Source organism: Escherichia sp. WS547 (assembly GCF_046486065.1).
Classification (GTDB): domain Bacteria; phylum Pseudomonadota; class Gammaproteobacteria; order Enterobacterales; family Enterobacteriaceae; genus Escherichia; species Escherichia coli.
Genome location: NZ_JBJQMA010000020.1, coordinates 33,953 through 52,121, shown reverse-complemented (window position 1 = coordinate 52,121; position 18,169 = coordinate 33,953). Strand labels below are relative to the sequence as shown.

The 18,169-nt window shown below is 52.9% G+C and carries 21 protein-coding genes and 3 pseudogenes; 9 read left to right on the top strand and 15 right to left on the bottom strand.

Annotated features, from left to right (window positions below; genetic code table 11):
• Positions 1-270: 270 nt before the first annotated feature.
• From ACJHWK_RS17385 to ACJHWK_RS17325, 13 genes and pseudogenes are all read right to left on the bottom strand, one after another.
• Positions 271-1,116 (bottom strand): DUF4942 domain-containing protein, encoded by an 846-nt coding sequence (locus ACJHWK_RS17385; RefSeq protein ID WP_032292312.1) that lies wholly within the window; start codon positions 1,114-1,116, stop codon positions 271-273.
• An 81-nt stretch (positions 1,117-1,197) separates the two neighbouring features.
• Positions 1,198-1,395, bottom strand: a complete 198-nt coding sequence (locus tag ACJHWK_RS17380) for a DUF957 domain-containing protein (protein ID WP_023563519.1) — start codon at positions 1,393-1,395, stop codon at positions 1,198-1,200.
• Positions 1,396-1,443: 48 nt separating this feature from the next.
• Positions 1,444-1,620, bottom strand: a pseudogene (locus ACJHWK_RS17375) (DUF5983 family protein); the annotation flags it as partial.
• Positions 1,617-1,994 (bottom strand): TA system toxin CbtA family protein, encoded by a 378-nt coding sequence (locus ACJHWK_RS17370; RefSeq protein ID WP_000854692.1) that lies wholly within the window; start codon positions 1,992-1,994, stop codon positions 1,617-1,619. The gene ACJHWK_RS17370 and the pseudogene ACJHWK_RS17375, both read right to left, overlap by 4 nt.
• A 46-nt stretch (positions 1,995-2,040) precedes the next feature.
• Complete coding sequence (gene cbeA, locus ACJHWK_RS17365; protein ID WP_001605875.1) at positions 2,041-2,415, bottom strand: type IV toxin-antitoxin system cytoskeleton bundling-enhancing antitoxin CbeA; 375 nt, start codon at positions 2,413-2,415, stop codon at positions 2,041-2,043.
• A 73-nt stretch (positions 2,416-2,488) separates the two neighbouring features.
• Positions 2,489-2,710, bottom strand: coding sequence for a DUF987 domain-containing protein (locus ACJHWK_RS17360; RefSeq protein ID WP_000692346.1), 222 nt, complete (start codon positions 2,708-2,710; stop codon positions 2,489-2,491).
• A gap of 68 nt (positions 2,711-2,778) precedes the next feature.
• Positions 2,779-3,255 (bottom strand): RadC family protein, encoded by a 477-nt coding sequence (gene radC, locus ACJHWK_RS17355; RefSeq protein WP_001186725.1) that lies wholly within the window; start codon positions 3,253-3,255, stop codon positions 2,779-2,781.
• 15 nt (positions 3,256-3,270) lie between these two features.
• Positions 3,271-3,756: an antirestriction protein gene (locus ACJHWK_RS17350; RefSeq protein WP_000214392.1), complete on the bottom strand. Its 486-nt coding sequence runs from the start codon at positions 3,754-3,756 to the stop codon at positions 3,271-3,273.
• Positions 3,757-3,847: 91 nt separating this feature from the next.
• Positions 3,848-4,666 carry a DUF932 domain-containing protein gene (locus ACJHWK_RS17345; RefSeq protein WP_001234717.1) on the bottom strand — a complete coding sequence of 273 codons (819 nt, stop codon included), beginning with the start codon at positions 4,664-4,666 and terminating at the stop codon, positions 3,848-3,850.
• Between the two features lie 117 nt (positions 4,667-4,783).
• Positions 4,784-4,979, bottom strand: a pseudogene (locus tag ACJHWK_RS17340) (DUF905 family protein).
• Between the two features lie 70 nt (positions 4,980-5,049).
• Positions 5,050-7,896: an Ag43/Cah family autotransporter adhesin gene (locus tag ACJHWK_RS17335; RefSeq protein ID WP_112082941.1), complete on the bottom strand. Its 2,847-nt coding sequence runs from the start codon at positions 7,894-7,896 to the stop codon at positions 5,050-5,052.
• A gap of 371 nt (positions 7,897-8,267) precedes the next feature.
• Positions 8,268-9,140 (bottom strand): GTPase family protein, encoded by an 873-nt coding sequence (locus ACJHWK_RS17330; protein WP_112082942.1) that lies wholly within the window; start codon positions 9,138-9,140, stop codon positions 8,268-8,270.
• An 84-nt stretch (positions 9,141-9,224) separates the two neighbouring features.
• Positions 9,225-10,142: a hypothetical protein gene (locus ACJHWK_RS17325; protein ID WP_000250236.1), complete on the bottom strand. Its 918-nt coding sequence runs from the start codon at positions 10,140-10,142 to the stop codon at positions 9,225-9,227.
• A 1,097-nt stretch (positions 10,143-11,239) separates the two neighbouring features.
• On the opposite strand from ACJHWK_RS17325, the gene ACJHWK_RS17320 reads away from it, so the two are divergent.
• Positions 11,240-11,437, top strand: a complete 198-nt coding sequence (locus tag ACJHWK_RS17320) for a hypothetical protein (protein WP_001333284.1) — start codon at positions 11,240-11,242, stop codon at positions 11,435-11,437.
• Here ACJHWK_RS17320 and ACJHWK_RS17315 read toward each other — a convergent pair.
• Both ACJHWK_RS17315 and ACJHWK_RS17310 read right to left on the bottom strand, forming a co-directional pair.
• Complete coding sequence (locus ACJHWK_RS17315; protein ID WP_000813449.1) at positions 11,343-11,945, bottom strand: hypothetical protein; 603 nt, start codon at positions 11,943-11,945, stop codon at positions 11,343-11,345. The two genes, ACJHWK_RS17320 and ACJHWK_RS17315, sit on opposite strands and share 95 nt — an antisense overlap.
• A 94-nt stretch (positions 11,946-12,039) precedes the next feature.
• Positions 12,040-12,246 carry a helix-turn-helix transcriptional regulator gene (locus tag ACJHWK_RS17310; protein ID WP_000235226.1) on the bottom strand — a complete coding sequence of 69 codons (207 nt, stop codon included), beginning with the start codon at positions 12,244-12,246 and terminating at the stop codon, positions 12,040-12,042.
• A gap of 140 nt (positions 12,247-12,386) precedes the next feature.
• Here ACJHWK_RS17310 and ACJHWK_RS17305 point away from each other — a divergent pair, with 140 nt between their 5' ends.
• The 8 genes and pseudogenes from ACJHWK_RS17305 (at position 12,387) to tnpC (ending at position 18,159) form a co-directional block, all read left to right on the top strand.
• Entirely contained in the window at positions 12,387-12,653 is a 267-nt protein-coding gene (locus ACJHWK_RS17305; protein ID WP_112082944.1) for a hypothetical protein, read from the top strand.
• A 300-nt stretch (positions 12,654-12,953) separates the two neighbouring features.
• Positions 12,954-13,127: pseudogene (locus ACJHWK_RS17300) on the top strand (Hha/YmoA family nucleoid-associated regulatory protein); the annotation flags it as partial.
• Between the two features lie 865 nt (positions 13,128-13,992).
• The gene (locus ACJHWK_RS17295) at positions 13,993-14,562 is read left to right on the top strand and encodes an inovirus Gp2 family protein (protein WP_001825896.1); all 570 of its coding nucleotides are present in this window, start codon (positions 13,993-13,995) and stop codon (positions 14,560-14,562) included.
• Positions 14,563-14,821: 259 nt separating this feature from the next.
• Positions 14,822-15,223 (top strand): putative zinc ribbon protein, encoded by a 402-nt coding sequence (locus ACJHWK_RS17290; protein ID WP_000270986.1) that lies wholly within the window; start codon positions 14,822-14,824, stop codon positions 15,221-15,223.
• Positions 15,211-15,645, top strand: coding sequence for a zinc-ribbon domain-containing protein (locus tag ACJHWK_RS17285; protein ID WP_001586600.1), 435 nt, complete (start codon positions 15,211-15,213; stop codon positions 15,643-15,645). The genes ACJHWK_RS17290 and ACJHWK_RS17285 overlap by 13 nt, the downstream gene beginning before the upstream one ends.
• 354 nt (positions 15,646-15,999) lie before the next feature.
• On the top strand, positions 16,000-16,380 hold the full coding sequence (gene tnpA, locus ACJHWK_RS17280; RefSeq protein ID WP_001171554.1) for an IS66-like element accessory protein TnpA: 381 nt from the start codon (positions 16,000-16,002) through the stop codon (positions 16,378-16,380).
• Positions 16,377-16,724 (top strand): IS66 family insertion sequence element accessory protein TnpB, encoded by a 348-nt coding sequence (tnpB, locus tag ACJHWK_RS17275; protein WP_001556208.1) that lies wholly within the window; start codon positions 16,377-16,379, stop codon positions 16,722-16,724. The genes tnpA and tnpB overlap by 4 nt, the downstream gene beginning before the upstream one ends.
• A 49-nt stretch (positions 16,725-16,773) precedes the next feature.
• Positions 16,774-18,159 carry an IS66 family transposase gene (tnpC, locus tag ACJHWK_RS17270; RefSeq protein ID WP_032204298.1) on the top strand — a complete coding sequence of 462 codons (1,386 nt, stop codon included), beginning with the start codon at positions 16,774-16,776 and terminating at the stop codon, positions 18,157-18,159.
• Positions 18,160-18,169 lie beyond the last annotated feature (10 nt).

Here is an 18,169-nt window from a genome sequence, read left to right as displayed (position 1 = left end):
GAACTGTGTTTTGTTAGCGGGGGATGTTTATTGATGATTCGGGAGTGTTTAAGACCTGATGGCGTTATGCTCCCAAGTTTATTTTATATAAAGATCCAAAAGCAAAAACCCGCCTTGTGGGCGGGTTCTTTAGAATAGTGGTGCCGGACTCGGAATCGAAAATTTCTTTTATCATATTGATATTAATATAATTTGTTTGGTTTGATTAAAAATGTACCCTCAATTATACCCGCAGTCCCTTTTGATATCGAAAGGGAATCACACTCGGGATCAGGCTGAGAGCACAGAAGGAAAGTACCTGGCTATTATATCGTTAATTCTGTCAATCAGTTCCAGCCTTTTGAAAGTGATGTGTGCAGATCCCTTCTTAAAGTATTTAATGATGAACATCTCGTCTTCATAGCGCTCTTTACCCTGAACGGACTGGATGTGACCATCCAGACGAATAGTGATGTTTTCCCGGTTGTCGGGGATCGGTTTGCCGCTGAACAGATGTAGCATTCTTTCCAGGTCGACGAGTCGGTCAGTCTGTTGCCCGGTGATAAGATGAAACCCCCACCGGTCCCACCTCACCAGGTTGTTGACGATAATTTTACTGCCAAATTTGCAGGGGCAATTGGTTTTGTAATTCCAGCTCAGTCCCCTGAAGACGTTGATCACCCCTCGCTCAAACACCTCATCTTTATTCTGGTGTAGTTGTTCAAATGTGATCAGAATGTTCGCTTCACTGATTTCCGGAAAATTATCGTACTCCAGTGACCGGTACCATGTATCACGGGCCTGTGCATCCATTAAGGAAAGCATCCCTGAACGTTGCATCAGGTCACGCCAGATTTCGCGATCGAGATTGCGTGTGATGGCTTTCATTGCGGTTTCCGGTTTCTCCATCAGCCAGCAGCCGCAGCGAAAATCCTGTTTCATGGCCCAGCCCGGGGCGGCTTTACCGCCAATACTTTCTGTCATTGCTGATATTTCAGCCAGTTGCCGGATAAGTGTGTCGATTTGCAGCAGTGTACTCTTTCGTACAGCCAGAATGTGGCGGATACTGGTTGAGCAGATAACGTCCGTATGCCCGGTGACCACTTCCGGACGGGAGATTGTGATGTCTGACGTTATCGGTTTCCCTTTTGGTTTATAAACGAAAACGCCAGCCCTGTTCAGGCTGACGTCAGTGGAATGAAGTATGGTGAGTGATATTTACCGGTTCTGGTGCAGAAGCTGCAGGTGACGAAGAGTACGGACATCCTCCCGGGCCTGTTCGATACAGGGCAACAGTGCTGCCGAATCCGTTTTATCCTCATCGTTGTCAAAGATAATTCCCGATTCGCAGTCGATATTGTCCTGCAGCCACGCAATGAGGATATCCAGCGCTGTTTCAGTGGTTAATGGCATCACGCTCTGTATCACTGTATTGTCTTCCGGCAACTGATGAGGGCTGGCAGAAGTCGCCGGTGTTTCGGTAGCGTCACGTTCATCCACCACGCGGAGTGAATAACCGTTTTCAGCGACCTTGTTAATCAGTTCAATGAGATTAACACCATCGACGTCAACGACAATTCGCCCCATGTTCAGCGCCTGCACGTTAACGCTGTCGGCTTCCAGCGTCAGGGCCAGTTTCATTGTTTCGCCTCCGGATGCTTACCCAGAGTAATGTTATTTACTGTTCGGTAATTGTCGCGGGTCATCAGGCCGGTCGCCCTGCGAGCCCGGAGGATATCGATGCTGTTTATTAACTGAGAGCGGGTACAGGCGCTGAATCCCGGCTGGTCGGTACGCACCAGCGCGTATTTTTCCACGAGAAAGTTCACCGCATCACACAGTGAAATGCCTGCCTCAATATGCTGCTCAATCACACGTTCATCAGCGAACGGTGTGTCATTCAGTGTGAGGCCGTAATGCTGGTCCAGCAGTCGGGTGAGCAGTGTATGCCAGATGGTGACGGGAGACGGGCAGCACGATGCCTCCCGTACGTGTGTGTCAGGTAATGTTTTCATCTTAAGTTCTCTGTAACTGGTAGTGCTAAAGGTGAGATATTCGGGGTTATGAGGTGGTTGCGGGTGCCAGTGTCGGATAAACAGCCATATAAACGTAACCACAGGAGCCGAGGGTGTCGGCTTCACAGGCCAGCCCCTTCGCATACAGTGTCACGGTATGCTGATGGCGGGGATTCAGTTCACCGCTGGTGAGCATGAGCTCCAGTTGTTTCATCAGCAGCGGAAAGGCCTGGTCCAGGTGGTACGCATCTGCATCGCTGAACAGGCCTCTGATACCGGCGCGGTCGGCAAGGTAATGCAACCGGTTACCCTCCTGCACCAGACGTGCCCCGAAACAGGGCGTCACGGTGCAGGGCAGCCCCCACCAGGGGCGGTCGTGATTGTCGTCGGGAAGTGTTGTCCCGGGGAGTGTGTCTGACACGATAAAGTTCTCACAGAAATCAGTTAAGAATGGTTCGGTGGCAGCGATAATTCGGCTCATCATTTCTCCTGACTCAGTTCAGAGTGACGCTCATCAGCCGGACATACGGGCCAAAACTGTCCTTACGGCGTTCAGCAAACACGGCCAGCACACCGGGAATATCCTGTACTTCACGACCGGTATACGTCTCAGCACTGCCGTGCCAGCGGTACTTACCGGTGCAGAACGGAAAAAGACGGGATGCCGGATGCTGACGGTGAATACGCATGGCTTCACCACGGGTGATGATTTTCATAGTGTGATACCTCTGAAGACAGAAGATAAAAGTGAAAACAGGTGTGATGTGGTTGTGACGGTGACGGGTTAAAGCAGACCGTGTTCCGCAAAAGAGAAAACCTGACTGCCACCAACTATCAGATGGTCCGGTACCCGGATATCCACCAGGGCCAGTGCCTGTACCAGGCGTTCCGTGATAAGGCGGTCTGCCTTACTGGGGGTGACTTCACCGGACGGGTGATTGTGTGCCAGCACCACGGCTGCGGCATTGTGATACAGGGCGCGTTTAATCACTTCCCGGGGATGAACTTCCGTGCGGTTGATGGTGCCGGTGAAGAGGGTTTCACCGGCAATCAGCTGATTCTGGTTGTTCAGATACAGCACCCGGAACTCTTCCCGCTCCAGTCCCGCCATGTTCAGAATCAGCCATTCCCGTGCCGCACGGGTGGAGGTGAAGGCCACGCCGGGTTCATGAAGATGGCGGTCCAGGGTTTTCAGGGCCCGCAGAATGAGACTGCGCTCGCCGGGCGTCATCTCTCCGGGCAGAAAGGAAAGCTGCTGCATTGTCCCTGCCTCCATTCAGTCGATAATGCGCATAATGGCGCTGCATTCCGGATGCTGCAGGGCGTAATCCCGCAACCGGTAATAATGGACCGTCATGGCATAATTCTCCGTACGACAGGCATGATGGCTGTACGTCATCAGACAGGCAGCAATACCGGCGGCTTCCGGGCTCATTTCAGCGCGGTTACCGTTCATAGCATTGAACAGTACCCAGTTTTCGCCATCATCGTCATCCGGTTCGGGTGCCATAAATGCCCCGCCGTTGTTCAGGGTGTACAGATTCCAGATACCACCGCAGTAGTCTTCACACAGACGGTCCATCCAGCCGAAGATACGGGGCTCCAGGGTCACCCACTGTGGAATGAGGCCAAAGTGCTGCGGCCAGAAGCTGATGCGCTGTTCATCAGGGACGGGAGTGGCAACCAGCTGAGGTGGGTTATTCCCTGATGCAGCGGTTACGGAAACAGAAGGTGTGGTGGAATTATGCGAAACGGTTGTCATGAGGTTATTCCTTATAAAAAGTAAATGAATGGAAGAATGCCCGGGGACTGGTACAGCCGTGAGTCAGGGCTGTACTTTCAGGGAAACAGCATCAGCGCATGCTCTCCAGCAGCGTTTCTGCCATCACCCACAACGCCCGGTTGAGCTTAATGTCGGTATCGATGCTGTGAATGGCCCGGGTATGGATACGTTTTCCTCTGGCACTGCGACCGGAAATCCCGCCTTTCAGCATATTTTCCTGGATGGTCTGATAAGCACTCCACAGGTCCTTACCGTAATCCTCCCTGCGTCGTGGCGTCAGAATGTCGGTAGTGGTGACGGGCTGATGTTCATCACCATAACGGTAAGTCAGCGCCGCCTGTGCCAGCGCCTGGCGTGCCGGTGGCGGCAGGACCAGCGACTGCATGGCATCACGCTTTTCCTCAATCCGGTCAAACACGCCCACCACCTCGTAAGCCCCTTCAATGACTCTGTCCACCACATTTCCCCGATGCGGAACACGCACTTCCCCCAGAGACTGACCACAGACGCAGCCGTTCTGGCAGACGAACCTGAAGTAACCCGGCAGCATCTGGTAGCTGGAGGTACCGTCATGGGAGTTGAGCAGAATGATTTCAGGGACATGTTCTCCGTTTATCTCTCCGGCCCGCCGCAGACGCAGCATATGTTTTGTGTATCCCCGGCGGCCCGGGTCGCGCACACGGGTCTGGCAGGCGAAGAATGGCTGAAAGCCTTCCCGCTGCAGGCTTTCCAGTACGGTGATGGTGGGAATGTACGCATATCGTTTACTGCGGGAAGTATGCCGGTCTTCACCGAAAATACCGGGAACATAGTGCATCAGTTCTTCGTGTGTCAGCGGACGGTCACGGCGTATCTGGTTCGTATAACCAAAACGACTGGCTAGTCGCATAATTTGCTCCTTATCGGTGGTTAAGATTTACTGGTGTAATAAATGAAAAAGCCACGTCTCCCGGAGAAGACGCGGCCTGACAGATGAAATGAATGACGTTTATTGTCTGAGAAGCCCTTAACTGGCGAGCTGAGTATTAAGCTGTGTTCCGGCATCACCAGCGCAACTGACCTTCAGCATTACGGATAACCAGCCGGGAATATGTTCCCTGGTCATCTTCAGTAAACACATTGCGGTAAGCTGTTTTGACGGCAACAGCCTGTTCGCGTGAGAAAGGGCCTTCGGGCAATAAACGTGATGTACAACCCGGCATATCTGTTGCTCCCTGAAAGTAAAAAGCCCCGGTCATGATGACCGGGGCCTGAAGGAGAGTGACCTGATTATCAGAAAGTCACATTCAGCGTGGCCTGACCGTTATAACCTTCAGCGCTGCTGCCGCTGACACTGTGGGCATAACCGGCCTGAACGCCCAGGGTGATATTTTCCCGGACACGGGCTTCCAGTCCGGCCTGCAGGTCCAGTGACGTGCCATTCCGGGACGGTGAGAACGTCATGTTACTGCCGGTGGCGGCTGTACCCATGCTCATGTCACCCCGGGAGCTGAAAGTGCGGATAACAGAAGGCTGTACCCACCAGTTCACCGGCAGTTCACGCACACGGTGTTTTGCACTGTCGCGCAGGGTGTCACGGGATGAGGTGCCTTCACCAAAGCTCATATCGTTGTGGCTGCCCAGACGGAAACCGGCACGCACATGTTGTGCACTGCCATGCCCAAACTTCACATAACCGGCGTTATCCTGGCCGTCATCCAGGGAAAGTCCCTGCCAGGTATACTGCAGTTGTGGCTCCAGCATCAGGTTGTCAGTGATACTGAAGGGCAGACCGGTTTCCAGTGAGCCCAGCCAGCCCCAGCCCCGGGCGCGGAAGTCGTTATTGTCCGATGACGCTTTCATGCTGTGGCGGGTTCCCTGTGCCACAATGTCAGCCCACAGGCCGGAGGACGTGTGTGTCAGATTCAGGTATCCGCCCAGGCTGCCGGCATCATCCCGGACCGTGCCGGCGCGGGAACCGTCATCATCCTTAACATCAACGGAAGAATGGCCTGCGGCACCATGCACCCCTGTCGTCAGAGACATACCGGCAACCTCTGTTCTGAGCAGGTCACCCTCCAGACGGACGAAGCCATAGCTGCCGCTGCTTTCCGGCGTGGCTCCACGGGCAATACCGCCGTTGTTATCGTGCCCGAGATGACCGCCCTGAATGCTGAGACGGACGCTGTTATTTTCACCGTTTACACCGGTCTGATGGCTGCGGGAGCCTGCCAGAATCCGGTCATAGTCCATTGCCTGTGTCAGCATGGATGTATACAGGGGGACTTCAGCACGATAAGCATTTTCACTGCGCAGGTACCAGTCTTCATCGCTGTCACGGTTCAGGGTGTAGTTAAAGGCGCCGGCCTGAAGTGGGCGACTCAGGGCAAACGCACCTTCTTCTGTGGTGGCGCCATTCTGTGCATCCACAACCCGGATACCCTGTCCGGAGGTTGCCACCCCGAGGTTACTGTTTCCGACATTTGTAAACGCAAGCCAGGTTTTGCCGGTTGCCTGACCACCATTAATCACCAGCTGGTCAGAGGTATTGCTGCCATCAAGGCGAACACGCATATTGATGGTGCCACCCTGACCGGTGAGGTTATTGGTGGTCAGTTTATGGAACGTTACCGGGGAGTCGCCTTTTGCAACAGCACGGCTCAGCGCGGCATCCGGTGTCGTCTGATTATCAAAGCGAATCTCCCCTGCGTTAACAATATCGCCGGTACTGACCACATCGCCATTCAGTACCATGCTGGCGCCTTTACTGAGCTGTGTTCTGCCACTCAGACTTCCCCCGGCAGCCAGCATCAGTGTTCCACGATGTCCGACAGTGGTGTTGCTGGCCTGTCCCCCGGCATTAACCGTAAAGCTGCCGCCATTTTCCAGCAGCAGGCCGCTGGCCTGACCGGATATGCCATCAATACTGAACTTACCGCTGGCATTGGTCCCCTCAACAGTGGCACCACTGTCTGCAATCAGGGCACCACCGGATGTCATGGTGACACCTGTTGCCTTACCACCGGCAGACACTGCCAGGGTTCCGCCGTCATCCACCCGTGTTTTCTGCGCTGAATGGCCTTCCAGTACATCCAGGCGACCGCCGGACTCCAGAACAACGCCGTCAGCCTTACCGTTTTCCACCGTGAAATTGCCCAGACGGTTGCTGCCAAGAACCATTGCCGCAGTACTGGTAACCAGTGCTCCACCCTGTTTCAGGGTGACATGTGTGGCGGTACCACCGGCGTTCACCTGCAGTTTGCCTTTCTGGTTAACGGTGGTGAAATCCGCCAGACCACCTTCCTTGATAATCTGCCAGCCGTCACTGTTTACAACAGTGCCAGACGCCGTACCGCCGTTGTGCACATACTGGTACCCCCCATTCAGCGTGGTATCCAGCGCATGCCCGTGTACCGTCTGGTCGCCGCCGGCATAAACCACAGTGGTATTTGCTGTTCCTTCAGCAGCCACAATCTGACGACCATTTTTATTGATGGTGGTACGTACGGCATTTCCGCGAACAAACTGCCCGGTATCACCATTTTCTGCATCTGGTCCCCCTTCCGCGCCGGTATTCACAACCGTGTCGGTTGCCACTGCGCCGGATTTGACGGCCTGCCAGCCCTTCTCATTAATGACAGTACCCGTTGCAATCCCGCCTTCATGTACCCACTGCTCACCGCCGTTCAGAGTGGTGTTCACTGCCTGCCCCTGAAGGCTCTGTCCGCCTCCGGCACTGATAACCGTGTCTGAAACGCTTCCTCCGGCATTCACTCTCTGAAGACCACCACCGGTGACAGTAGTGTTGTTGGCGGTACCGCCATTTTGTATCCATTGGCCGCCGGTATTGGCCTCGTTATCCGGCCCATACTCCAGCCCGGTACTGATGGTCATTCCGTTGGCCGTACCGAAGACAATCTGGTTGTCATGATTTGTCAGTGTTCCGCCGCTCACGGTTTCTCCCGCCTGTACGACCGTGTCAGCAGCCAGTACCGGGACTGACGTGACAGCAGCAAGAGACAGCGCAACCGCCACACCGGTGCGTTTTCCCCGTGAGCGCGCCAGTTCGGAAGCCACCACCAGGGTGCCCGTAATGTGATTCCATACCAGCCTGTAGCTGGTGTTCAGATGTCGTTTCATCAGCTTTTCCTTACAGAGGGTGAATAAAAAAGCCGGTACCCACAAATGTGGATACCGGCAGGTACAAAACAGCATGGTCAGATAAAGTGGTTTTTCCCGGACATAAATGCTTCCCCTCTCTCATCCGCCAGAGAAGTATCAGTCCGTTGTGTGCAATTCCGTTCTGCATGATGAAGAGATTCAACTGCCTTTTCGCAGGCCATTAACCACTATAAACGATCGATAGTAACGATCGATACCTGTTTTATCGATCGTTTTATTCTATTAACGACAAGGCGGTCACGCAAGAGAAACAGGAGGAGTATGAGGGGTTTGTGTCATGTTTTCAGTTGGTTAACGTAATGTTATCAGGCATTTCCCTGGCAGACTGTTCAGAAGAAAATCCAGTTCCATACAGCGCGGGCAACAGAGACCACCGTGTCACGGACGGCACGCAGAACCGTACGGGCAACAGAGGCAACACAGACGCTCTCCGCCGTGTCAAATATCCGGTCCACCGCACCGGTAAACTGTTCACGGGCCTGACCCCGGACAGATTCCGTGCGCAGCTCGTCCTGCAGGCGGGTCATCAGGGGACTGGCGGCATGGTCGGGAAGCGCTGTCATGAGCGCACTGACCAGCGTATCCAGTTCCCAGCCGGTGCGGGCCGATACGGCAACAACCGGATGTACGGGCCGGAACAGACGGAATACCGCATCTGTTTTCTCACGAATGTTCTGTGCCTGTGCGGGAGAAGGCTGAATGCCGGCCATATCCCATTCATGGCAGGGCTCCGTTTTGTCGGCCTGCGTCACCACAAACAGCACCTGCTGATGTCCCCGGTGCAGGATGTGTCGCCAGAAATACTCATCCACAGACAGGGCACGGTCATCGGCTTTAATCAGCCACAGTACCAGGTCAAGTTCAGGCAGAATGTCACGGTACAGGGCTTCATACTCTGCATCCCTGTCCCGGCTCTCGCCCACCCCGGGCAGGTCAGTGATAATCATGCTGTGACCGTGGCCACTCAGACGGAAGCGCCGCACTTCCCGGGTGCCGGCGTGAACATCACTGACCGGGGTGACCTCCCCCTGAAACAGTGCATTACAGAGTGAGGATTTACCGGCCCCGCTTTTACCCATAATGCCAATCACGGGTTCGTGACTGGTGAGTTTGCGCAGATGTTCCAGGATGTGACGGGAAAGTGAGTAAGGCAGGGAGGAGAGCGGTTTTTCAATTGCCTCAATGGCATCAGACGGATTCATACATGTATTCCCGGTGAAAAAAGACAAAACCCCCGCACACCGGAAAGGTGGCGGGGGACTCACGGAGATAATATATGTCTGAAATTATCTGGAATGTCGGTACCTTTTATACTCTTCAACAATCAGGTCATGCAGCATTTCGCCGGTACTGAGTCTTCTGACCCTCGATAATTCTTTGAGCTGCGCCCTGGTTTCTGCGTCAAGAAAAAACTGTACATTGACTTTATCTTCCTGCATTTTTTTGTACTTGCGCTGCGCCTTGGCCTTATTGAAACTGTTTCTGAAATTTTTTATATCGTCAGGTGAGGTGAGTGGACAGGTAACCCATATGTCAAATGAAAGGTGAATTGCGTGGTAAATATCAGCAGAACCAGGAAAACTGGCCAGTTTTTCCAGTGCAATATTTTTTCCCTTCAAATAATTCCATGTCCATATGCATTCATGTTCGTTCTCCGGGAGGAGGTAACTGAAAGGACTCTTTGATTTAAATGCCCGCATCCATCTGTCTTTGGTCTGGATTATCCACTCATCCCGCAAATTCTTATCAGAAAGAATATCGAGAACTCTGAGTATTTGTCTGAACTGTGTCGATGAGTCCGACGGGAAGGCATTCCCTTCTAAATACTCTTCTTTAAGATACAGTTTATTCTTTTGAAGCAAGTCTGCGCTTATTTTTGTCCTGTTATTCTGGATAAACTGCATCAACAGATACCAGGAAAATAAGCATGCGCGTTCACTGCCCGCGATCCAGGATATTTTTTCCAGGGGCACCAGGGAGGCCAGTGCCTTCAGACGCATACCAGAAATGATTTGTTCAAGTTCAAAATCTGAAAGTGTGATGTTCAGATTTTCTCTGTTTTTTTTTATGTAAGCGATAAAACGTTCCGGGGGATCATAAACATTAAGGGGCAGTACGGAGATATTACGCTCTCCAAGATAATAAGAGTAATACGCATTTGTTCTTTCATTCATAACCTTATCCGACAAAATTTTCTGAACCATCCTCTTTCTCCGGTTGCTTAAAAATTAAACATAATAAGGTGATAATAACATGATAAAAAGAAGTTTATAATGGTATATTAAGGTGGTCAATAAAAAGGCAATCTGCGCGCTGTACAGTCATTCTGACAGGAAATGCAGGAGGAAGGGAAGGTAACCGGCTTCGTTATGCTGACAGGAATACCTGTTATCATGGAAGTGCACTCATGTGGCCGACGTAGCTTAAGAGGATGGAAGAGTGGAGACTGCAGACAGGGGGTATTGAAAGGTAAACATGTTTCGCCCGCCAGCTGCACCGGGGGCCAGCATCACTTTTTTTACGTTGTAACCCGGTATGCATTCCGGCTTTGATGATTACAGTCAGAGGGCAGCAGACTGACGTTATTTAACCGGACAGAAAAATTATGGACACTGAAATATCGTCTGTTAATACCTCGTTTGTCGGTGTGGTATTCCCTGTATTACCGGCGTCACCGATAAAGAGAGTTATAAACGCCAGAAAGGTACCTCCTTTATGCCGGGGAACACTTACGGAAAATGAAGTCTGAAAAGGAGCACAATGAAAAGAGGCGTGTCCCGTAAATATAACGAATCATCGCAGGATATGCATTATCAGGTGATACCAGAGGGCATTAAACTGTCGCCACGGATAAGAATATACAACATTTCTGATAACAAAACATCATAACGTGTTTCAGATATGTTCCGGCATCAGTCTGACGGATATTATTTCCCGGGAAAACAAACCTGCTACTGTGACGGTTAACTGTATCTGCATAAATTATTTATGATGAAAGAACAGTATTACGGATTCAAATATCATCTTGTTTGCATTCAGGCGGACATTCCCGGATGCCGGAAAGAATATCCTGCAGGCTGAGTGAGTCTCTTCCACAGTGCCGGGATCGCTGTCGCCACGTACATATTGTCACCAGGATGGGTATGTACCGCAGCATGCCATTTCTGGTGAATAACCGCACCTGCACATTCAGTCTGCTGAGAACCTGGCGTGTATCGGGCTGTAAAGAACATCCCTGTCCGTGGCTCCTCTGGTGGTGTTGCCTGCTCAGCAATGACAGGATGCCCTTAAGACGCCCGTCATGGCTCAGTATGATGACGACGAACACGCTCTGCAGGTGAGCATGCGGGGCCGGGAGCATCATCATTTCCGTATTTTGTCACACCTTCCGGAAGCAACCGGCATCAGTTGCGGCTATCGTCAACCGTTGTGCGGTATGCCAGGAGCACGTACTGATCCATCAGATCCGTCAGTGCTGCGCTCTGCCTCTGACGGTTGATGATCCATTCCTCCAGCTCTTTTTCTGATTTCCGTTTCAGGTTCTCTTTCCAGTCTTCAAGGCTGTTTCCGGTCATTAAATCAAGCCAGCAAAGCCAGACCAGTTTGAGGTGCAACTCCGTGCCACCAAACTGACGGAAGAGGCTGATCAGTTTATTTGCCAGAGAACGCTGCCTCAGACGTTCACATTCAGACAGGAGAATGCCTTCCAGCATCGGATGATGAACCAGCAGATGTTCACTGGTGCATAAATTCACAATCAGATCATCATCCAGGGGCGGCGTGGCCCGTTTGTCAGGGCCATAAATCAGCCGGTGCAGGCTCTGGGGTACGATGGCAATCTCCGGTTTTTCACCATTGAATGACACCCAACCGGGCGTCAGATTATGGAAGTAGTAGATATTCGGATGACACACGCCCCAGGATACGGCGTGCCGGGTGAAGCCGGTCAGCCATTTCTGGTAGCTTTCGTGGAGCCATTCGTAGCGGGTCTGATACTGTTGTTTCATTTTCATATTCCTCACGGGGATATAACAGGCAGCAGAATGCCGCCGGCAGGCCGGGGATTACGTCTGCTGCGGGTGAACGGATAACGGTCAGAAATTACGGGCGGGGCTGTGCAATACGCGCCTGTAGCCAGGCTTCCACTTCACTTTTCAGCCAGCGGGAGCTGCGGCCCAGCTTGATGGTAGCCGGAAAGGCCCCATCCCTGATGAGCCTGTAAAACCACTTATCTGTCAGGCCGGTCAGTTGAGTGAGAAATGCCATGTCGACCATCTGGTCATCCATCAGTGAAACTGGGGTAGCCATGAGAATGTTCCTCCGGATGTTGTTAAACCAGCCGGTGTGGTCATGAAAACAGCGCGCCACCTTCACCGGCATAACAACCGGGGAGAAACGTAAAAAATAATCGGGAATGTGACCGCTAGGAAATAAACGGGGAGGTTGCGGTGGCTGAGCCGTACCGGTATACCGGGTGGTTGTTGCGAAAAGATGCTTCCGCACGCACGCGCGATAAAGAGGGGATAGTTTTCGTGAGGACAGGGAGAGAAGCAGGCGTTCTGATAATTGCAGAGTTGTTTTCGGAGGTGGTTACAGTGAGTCAGCCCGTTCCTGGCGAGGAGGAGACTGATATCACCGATGGGATAAGGCTGTCTGATTGGTATTATAAATATAAGAAGTCATCAGAGAGTAACGTAAAGGATTTTCCAGAGTAAGCTAAGAGAGTAAATCTCTCCGGTAACAGAGCGCTGTGAATCGTTCATGTATCAGAGTGCAGATACATGAACGCTGATGCGTAAAATCAGCAGTGACACGCCAGCTCCCCCTGTGCCCATTCCTGTATAAGACATGAACTGAGCGTATTAATGCTCCTGCCCTGAGACTGAGCCGGTGAGTGAGGGGCTGAGAAATCCCTCTTGACACTGCTCTAAACCAGAAATACTTCCCCGGTTGTTGCGGTGCGTCCGGATCCCCGATAACGGAACACTAAGGCTGTATTGCGGGACACCAGGTAAGTGGCAGCCCGTAATACGTCAGGAGACGCGGGAAAAGTGAATTCCCACACGCGTTATAAACTTACCCTTGCGGAGCTGGAAGCCTTTAACTCTGCCGTTGACAACCGGCTGGCAGAACTGACAATGAACAAACTTTACGATCGCGCGCCGGCTTCCGTCTGGAAATATGTCACCTTAATATTGAAGCAGCGCTACGATGACTCCGGTGTTATCTGCACCGGAGGACCGGGAACATTAAGCGGTATAGCGACAACAAAGAATTCGAAATCAAAAGGGAATGGTGCCGGAGGCGTGGGCGGTAATAGGCTGATTTTCAGGTATTACCGGCTTACAACGTGTGGTTGATATTGAGGGGCTGTGAGTTTCGCGTATTTGTCAGAAACCCAGATGAGTTTTCCTGTATGGGACGAAATAAGGCAGCGGCAATACCTGGAAAATTTAATATGGTATGAAGGAGAACCTGTCGGTTACGCTTAATATACACGGTACACTGTCAGCTCAGGGGATACATGAACCGTTATCTCACCAGCTACACAGTATACACACACTGACGCTGACAGTAGTCAGCAGGACCACAATAATCAGCGCCAGCAGTATGGTAACGATACGGTCTGTATTCCGGTAGTAGCCGAAGGGGTCGACAGAACCACAATACGGGCAACACACTGGACGATGCCGTTGAAGGACTGGCGAATGGCAATGAGCCGCTTTATTATCGAGTTCGGTGACCGCCTGGACGGTCACGTCTGAGACAAGGCATTTACACAGAATCTTAAACAGGCTCTGTATTATTAGTAATCGCGTTTCCACAGTCCCTGCACTTCTTTTTGCGTATCACCATAACTCCCTCCTCACAGCCTTACCCGTAACCGGTTTTTTACATTAAAAAACGACGCTGAAAATTCAACCGCCAGTCCGGAGACGACCGTTCGGGTTATCACAGAGTGCCTGAGACAGTGTCCTGCCGGAGGTCACCTCAGGGACTCTGCGCATTTTTTACGACGTGGTTATTCCGTATGAACCATACGGAGATTTAACCATGACCTACAAATACAACCCCTTCTGGCAGCAACGTATTCGTGAGACGGTGCGGCACGCACTGAATGTTCATCCCCGCCTGACGGCATTGCGGGTTGACCTGCGTCTCCCGGATGTACCGGCAGCAACGGACGCAGCTGTGATATCCCGCTTCATCAATGCCCTGAAAGCCCGAATCGACGCTTACCAGAAACGTAAGCATCGGGAAGGTAAACGCGTGCATCCCACAACCCTGCATTACGTCTGGGCCCGGGAGTTTGGGGAGTTCAAAGGTAAAAAACACTATCACCTGATGCTGCTGGTCAACCGGGATACCTGGTGTCGTGCCGGTGATTACCGCGCTCCGGAGTCTCTGGCCGGGATGATTAAACAGGCGTGGTGCAGTGCCCTGGGAGTGGATGTCGGGTGCTATGCCACGCTGGTGCATTTTCCGGCCTGGCCGGCGGTGTGGCTGGCGCGTAATGATGACACCGGCTTTCAGCAAGTGCTGGAACGTGCTGACTATCTGGCGAAGGAGCATACCAAAGCTCACTGCACCGGTGAGCGCAATTTTGGCTGTAGCCGGAGTTGAGCACGACTGGCGCGCCAATATCCGGCAAACCAAAAGTATGGGTTGTTGTCTGGCGGCAACGATGTATCCACTCGTCCACTGACTGTTTTTTACGTCAGTGTTCCATTGTGTGACAACCACAGTGCTGTAACAGCAACCAGCCTGCTTTACCCAAACTCCAGTCCAGATTTTAACTGAACCGCCATTCACACCCTGACCACGCTGCCCGTACCGGGACGGCTGTTGCCTGCGTGTCGTCTGGCGGCTGAGGAATATGACTATGTACGCAAAATCCTTTATCGCTCTTGATAGCAACGGACGTCTGACGGGCGCCCGTACTGCACAGGCCGCACCTTATGCTCACTACACCTGCCACTTGTGTGGCAGTGCACTCAGATACCATCCGCAATACGACACTGAACTTCCCTGGTTTGAACACACTGACGACAGGCTGACAGAGCACGGTCAACAGTGCCCTTATGTCAGGCCGGAGCGCAGAGAAATACAGTTGATTAAACGTCTGCAGCAATTCGTACCGGATGCCTTACCCGTGGTGCGTAAAGCCAGCTGGCACTGCAGACAATGTCACCACGATTATTATGGGGAGCAGTACTGCACACACTGCCAGACCGGAGGATTCAGTATTCCCCGGACAACTCAGGAGGAAATATGCGAATTCTGAACTGTTATATGGCGAATGACAGCAAAGGCCATTTTGTTACGGCGAAAGAAGCTGCGAAGCACAACCGACAGGACGTTTTGTGCTGTGTGTCCTGTGGATGCCCGTTAACACTTCAGCGGGGCAATGACGGACAACCACCGTGGTTTGAACATGACCAGATGACTGTCGCTGAAAAAATCCTGCTGCGATGTACCTGGCTTGACCCGGCAGAGAAAGAGGCCCGTCGTTTGCATCTGCAGGGCATGACGGTTCCGGATTATACGGTGAAGGTGAGAAAGTGGTTTTGTGTGATGTGTGACGAAGATTATGAGGGGGAAAAGTGCTGCCCACGCTGCGGTACCGGGGTATACAGCAGGGCGTGGGGGCGGCAGGAGGTGCCGTCGGAAGATGCCAGGGTTGATAATCCGTTACAGAGGCTGTAATGGTTGCCTCCGGAGCAGTTTGCGGTAATGCCTTTCCCGGGAATGGATTGCCAGTGCGGGGACTGTGGAGCTTAATTCCGGTGTTGGTGGCCTTTCCGTTGATTTTATGCCAACAGCCCCCTGTGACTGACAGGCTGCCTCGTCATTCCATTCGTATCTCCAGTAACAGGGGGTTGTATTGTATTTTATTGTGCCGGTTCAGGTGTGCGTTTCCCGGCGCGTCTGCACCGGCTTAACCAAATTCAACAGGGATAAAATAGTGGTAAGCGTACAGCCTGAACCGTCTGGTCAGAATCTGACGAATTAGACAAAGTGGTGTCCACCAAATAAGTAGTGGGAACCAAAGTGTCAGATATGCAGAAAAATGTGACTCCCGGCAGGCGAAAAGGCTGCCCTAATTATCCTCCCGAATTTAAACAGCAGCTCGTTGCTGCCTCCTGTGAACCCGGGATATCCATCTCAAAACTTGCTCTTGAAAATGGCATTAACGCCAATCTGTTGTTCAAATGGCGACAACAATGGCGCGAGGGAAAGCTGCTATTACCTTCTTCAGAGAGCCCCCAGCTACTTCCTGTGACTCTCGATGCAGCTGCCGAACAGCCAGAATCGCTCGCAGAGGACCCGGAAACCCTCAGTATCAGCTGTGAGGTAACGTTCCGGCACGGGACGCTCCGCTTCAATGGCAATGTCAGCGAAAAGCTCCTGACTCTGCTGATACAGGAACTGAAGCGATGATCCCGTTACCTTCCGGGACCAAAATTTGGCTGGTTGCCGGTATCACCGATATGAGAAATGGCTTCAACGGCCTGGCTGCGAAAGTACAGACGGCGCTGAAAGACGATCCCATGTCCGGCCATGTTTTCATTTTCCGGGGCCGCAGCGGCAGTCAGGTTAAACTGCTGTGGTCCACCGGTGACGGACTGTGCCTCCTGACCAAACGGCTGGAGCGTGGGCGCTTCGCCTGGCCGTCAGCCCGTGATGGCAAAGTGTTCCTTACACAGGCGCAGCTGGCGATGCTGCTGGAAGGTATCGACTGGCGACAGCCCAAGCGGCTGCTGACCTCCATGACCATGCTGTAAATCTCTTTATCCTGGTTGTCACAGAATAAGCCCGGTAAAATACGGGCTTATGAACGACATCTCTTCTGACGACATCTTCCTGCTGAAACAGCGCCTGGCCGAACAGGAAGCGCTGATCCACGCCCTGCAGGAAAAGCTGAGCAACCGGGAGCGCGAAATAGACCATCTGCAGGCGCAGCTGGATAAACTCCGCCGGATGAACTTCGGCAGTCGTTCCGAAAAAGTCTCCCGCCGTATCGCACAAATGGAAGCCGATCTGAACCGGCTTCAGAAAGAGAGCGATACGCTGACTGGTAGGGTGTATGACCCGGCAGTACAGCGTCCGTTGCGTCAGACCCGCACCCGTAAGCCGTTCCCTGAATCACTACCCCGTGACGAAAAGCGGCTGTTGCCTGCGGCGCCGTGCTGCCCGAACTGCGGCGGTTCACTGAGCTATCTGGGCGAGGATACCGCCGAACAGCTGGAGTTGATGCGTAGCGCCTTCCGGGTTATCCGGACGGTACGGGAAAAACATGCCTGTACTCAGTGCGATGCCATCGTGCAGGCACCTGCACCTTCGCGGCCCATCGAGCGGGGTGTCGCCGGACCGGGGCTGCTGGCCCGTGTGCTGACCTCGAAGTATGCAGAGCATACCCCGCTGTATCGCCAGTCAGAAATATACGGCCGGCAAGGTGTGGAGCTGAGCCGTTCACTGCTGTCGGGCTGGGTGGATGCATGCTGCCGGCTGCTGTCTCCGCTGGAAGAGGCGCTTCATGGCGATGTCATGACTGACGGCAAACTCCATGCCGATGATACCCCGGTCCAGGTACTGCTGCCGGGTAATAAGAAGACGAAGACCGGGCGGTTGTGGGCGTATGTTCGTGATGACCGCAATGCCGGGTCAGCGTTGGCACCTGCAGTGTGGTTCGCTTACAGCCCGGACAGAAAAGGCATCCATCCGCAGACTCATCTTGCTTGCTTCAGCGGTGTGCTGCAAGCGGATGCGTACGCCGGGTTCAACGAGCTGTATCGCAATGGTGGGATAACGGAAGCTGCCTGCTGGGCTCATGCCCGCCGAAAGATCCACGATGTGCACGTCCGCATCCCGTCAGCACTGACGGAAGAAGCCCTGGAGCAGATCGGTCAGTTGTACGCCATAGAGGCGGATATAAGGGGAATGCCGGCAGAGCAGCGGCTTGCTGAACGTCAGCGAAAAACGAAACCGCTGTTGAAATCCCTGGAAAGCTGGTTGCGTGAAAAGATGAAGACCCTGTTCTTCGGCTCTGGCCATGGTGGTGAGCGGGGAGCGCTACTGTACAGCCTGATCGGGACGTGCAAACTGAATGACGTGGATCCAGAAAGCTACCTTCGCCATGTGCCTGGCGTCATAGCAGACTGGCCGGTCAACCGGGTCAGCGAACTGCTTCCGTGGCGCATAGCACTGCCAGCTGAATAACACATCCCCG